This window comes from Blautia sp. CGZ-1-C1, from assembly GCF_056504575.1.
Window position 1 is genome coordinate 1 of record NZ_JBWLUT010000128.1, and the last position, 3,122, is coordinate 3,122.

Annotated in this window: 3 protein-coding genes; all 3 read right to left on the bottom strand. The window is 43.3% G+C overall.

Annotated features, from left to right (window positions below; translation table 11 throughout):
• Positions 1-67 precede the first annotated feature (67 nt).
• Complete coding sequence (locus AC058W_RS12040) at positions 68-571, bottom strand: GDSL-type esterase/lipase family protein (protein ID WP_479390113.1); 504 nt, start codon at positions 569-571, stop codon at positions 68-70.
• Positions 572-1,071: 500 nt separating this feature from the next.
• The gene (glpK, locus tag AC058W_RS12045; RefSeq protein WP_178760809.1) at positions 1,072-2,550 is read right to left on the bottom strand and encodes a glycerol kinase GlpK; all 1,479 of its coding nucleotides are present in this window, start codon (positions 2,548-2,550) and stop codon (positions 1,072-1,074) included.
• A 1-nt stretch (position 2,551) separates the two neighbouring features.
• Positions 2,552-3,122, bottom strand: a 571-nt coding sequence (locus AC058W_RS12050; RefSeq protein ID WP_479390114.1) for a transketolase family protein, incomplete at its 5' end; no start/stop codon positions are given.

Consider the following 3,122-nt stretch of genomic DNA (forward strand, 5'->3'; position numbering starts at 1 on the left):
AGTTTTATTTTGTGCTATGAACAAATTGTACCATAGATATCTTATTCTGTAAACATACGTTCTTTTTTTAACAAAAAAATTGCGCGTCGGTTAACTCATCACTGAAGTAACGAGAATGCGACGCGCGGTCATTCAATAGAATTCTTATCGAATTCCGGATCAAAATCCTCTCCCCAAGGTAGATGGGAGATACCAGTAATATTTTAGCATCCGGGTTTACAGTGTTGATCTGATCAAGGAGCTGTTCAATCCCCTGTCCAATCACTTCCGGGGTTGCGCTGTATACGCTTTTACAGTCGTTGGTGCCAAGCATAAGAACGATGGTATCTACCGGTCTGTGGCTCTCAAGGATTGCCGGAAGCATTTCCGTTCCTCTTCTTTCTGTGCGGAATGGATTGTCGAATACAGTGGTTCTTCCGCAAAGTCCTTCTTCGATTACTCTGTAGCCTTTTGTTCTTACTTTGTCATCCAGGATGCTGGTCCAGCGGGTACCCCATCCGTATCTCTGATTAGTAGTTCCCGGGATTAAACCGTATGTATTGGAATCGCCGAAACATAGGATTTGTTTCATGTCTTGTCACCTTCTTATCTGATATTTTTAATGAGATTTTTTGCTTTCCTTGTTTTCATATTGATTTGATAGTAATACTATACAATCTTTATTTTTGTTTGTCAATCCCTTTTTTGTATTTTTTGAAAATGTTTATTTGTATTTCATAAGTCATAAAGGGACGCTCAGAAATATTTTTATTTTTCGTGCGGTTTCGGGACCTAAGATATTCTAAGTCCTCAAAAAGCTGCTAAAACCATGAGAATCCAGAGCCAAACTCGCTACGCTCAGACAGTGTCTCCGGATTCTCATAACGCAGTTTTTTGAGAACTAAGAATATCTAGATATCCTGCAAATGCACGAAAAATAAAAATATTTCTGAGCTGAGTATCAATAAGTGTAAACTTTTATATCAAATAATGTAACTTAACATAAAAGAGCAGCTACTACACTGGATACATCAGTGTAATATCTGCTCTTCTTCGTGCGATATTCTGTTGTGAATTATAGCACTGCTGCTATTATTTATGCAATACCTGTTCTACAGCATTTTTCCAGCCTGCATATTTCTGGGCACATTCTTCTGACTGCATCTGTGGAGTAAAGCGGGTGCGGGTCATTTTGTTTAGAACTTCTTTCTTATTATAAATGCCAGCTGCGATTCCTGCTGCATAAGCAGCTCCAATTCCGGAAAGTTCCTCGGAGGAAGGAACCTGGACAGTAACATGGGCGATGTCGCTCTGGAACTGCATGAGGTATTTGTTTTTGGTCGGGCCACCGTCTACGCGGAGTTCGGAGATGTCGATGCCGGACTCCGTACTCATTGCCTTGATCACATCTGTGATCTGATAAGCAATGCAGTCGAGTGCAGCTCTTACGATTTCTCTTCGTTTCGTAGTTCTGGTCATGCCTGTAAGAATTCCTGTCGCTTCGCTGTCCCAGTATGGAGCGCCAAGACCGGTAAATGCAGGCACCAGATAGGATTTATCTGCGGGGTTAGATTCTTTGGCAAGCTGCTCTGTTTCTCCAGGAGAAGAAATCAGCTCCAGATCATCTTTGAGCCAGGTGATAACTGCACCTGTGTAGTTAATGTTTCCTTCAAGAACATAGTTAACTTCTCCGCCCAGTTTCCATGCAAGCGAGGTAACTACACGGTCACTGAATACCGGTTTGTCTCCGATATTCATCATAACAGAGGAGCCTGTTCCATAGGTAGACTTGATCATACCTTTTTCTACACATCCCTGTCCAAAGAGTGCACCGTGGGAATCTCCCAGTACGCCTCTGATCGGGATTTCGTGGTCAAGATAGCCGTCAAAATCTGTCGCACCATAATCTCCATCGGAATCTGTTACTTCCGGGAGGACGGATGTAGGGATTCCGAAGAGATCGCATACCTGTTTGTCCCATTTAAGTTCTGAAATGTTGAACATCTGGGTTCTGGATGCATTAGAATAATCTGTGCGGAATTCTTTTCCGCCTGTAAGTTTGTATACTAGCCAGCTGTCAATCGTTCCGCAGCAGAGTTCGCCTTTATCTGCAAGTTCCTGTACTCCCTCTACATTCTTCAGCACCCAGGCAATCTTGGCTGCCGAGAAGTATGGAGATAACTGCAAGCCTGTATGAGAACGGATCATATCCGCATTTCCGGCTTTTTCAATTTCTTCGCAGATCTGGGCACCTCTTGCACACTGCCATACAACTGCGTTGTATACTGGCTTGCCTGTAGTGCGGTTCCAGACCATTGCTGTTTCACGCTGGTTGCTGATTCCAAGGACTGCCAGGTCATTTTTGTCAATTCCGGCTTTTTCTACCAGATTCTTTACGACTGCCAGTGTATTTGCATAAATTTCCTCAGGATTGTGCTCTACCCAGCCTTTTTCATTAATATACTGTTTATGAGGGAGGTCTGTTCGACAAATCAGGGTGCCCTCCTCATCAAAGAGGAGAGCTTTCGTTCCCTGTGTACTCTGGTCGATTCCTAATACATATCTGCTCATCTTATTTCACCAGTTCTGCTGCTTTTTCTGCAATTCCTTTTGCATTAAGTCCGTAGTAGTCAAATACTTCCTGGGATGTACCTGTGATAACCGGAGCATCCGGAAGACTCATGTTTACAACTTTACGAGGGCATTCGCTGCCGACTACCTGGCTTACCATGGAGCCAAGGCCGCCGAATGGAGCATGTTCTTCTACTGTAAGAACTGCTTTTGCATTCTCTGCTGCTTTTACAACTGCCGCTTTATCAAGAGGTTTTACGCAGTACATATCTACAACTGTTGCGCTGATTCCCTGTTCTTTCAGGATTGCTGCTGCATCTTTTGCAGGTTTTACCATTTCACCGCATGCGATGATGGCTACATCTGTTCCTTCGCATACAAATGTTGCTTTGTCCATCTCAAATGGTACATTGCCTTCTTCATATACAGGATCTACAGCGTTACGGCCTACACGGATGTATGCTGGTTTCTCATCTTTTAATAATGCTTCTGTCAGTTTCTCTGTCTGTAAATGATCGCTTGGGATGTAAACTCTCATGTTCGGGATTGCTGCCATTGCTGCGATATCCTGT

Bases quoted from the DNA above. Each gene is read 5' to 3' on its own strand.
- AC058W_RS12040 (WP_479390113.1), bottom strand. From the start codon at position 571: ATGAAACAAATCCTATGTTTCGGCGATTCCAATACATACGGTTTAATC.
- glpK (WP_178760809.1), bottom strand. From the start codon at position 2,550: ATGAGCAGATATGTATTAGGAATCGACCAGAGTACACAGGGAACGAAA.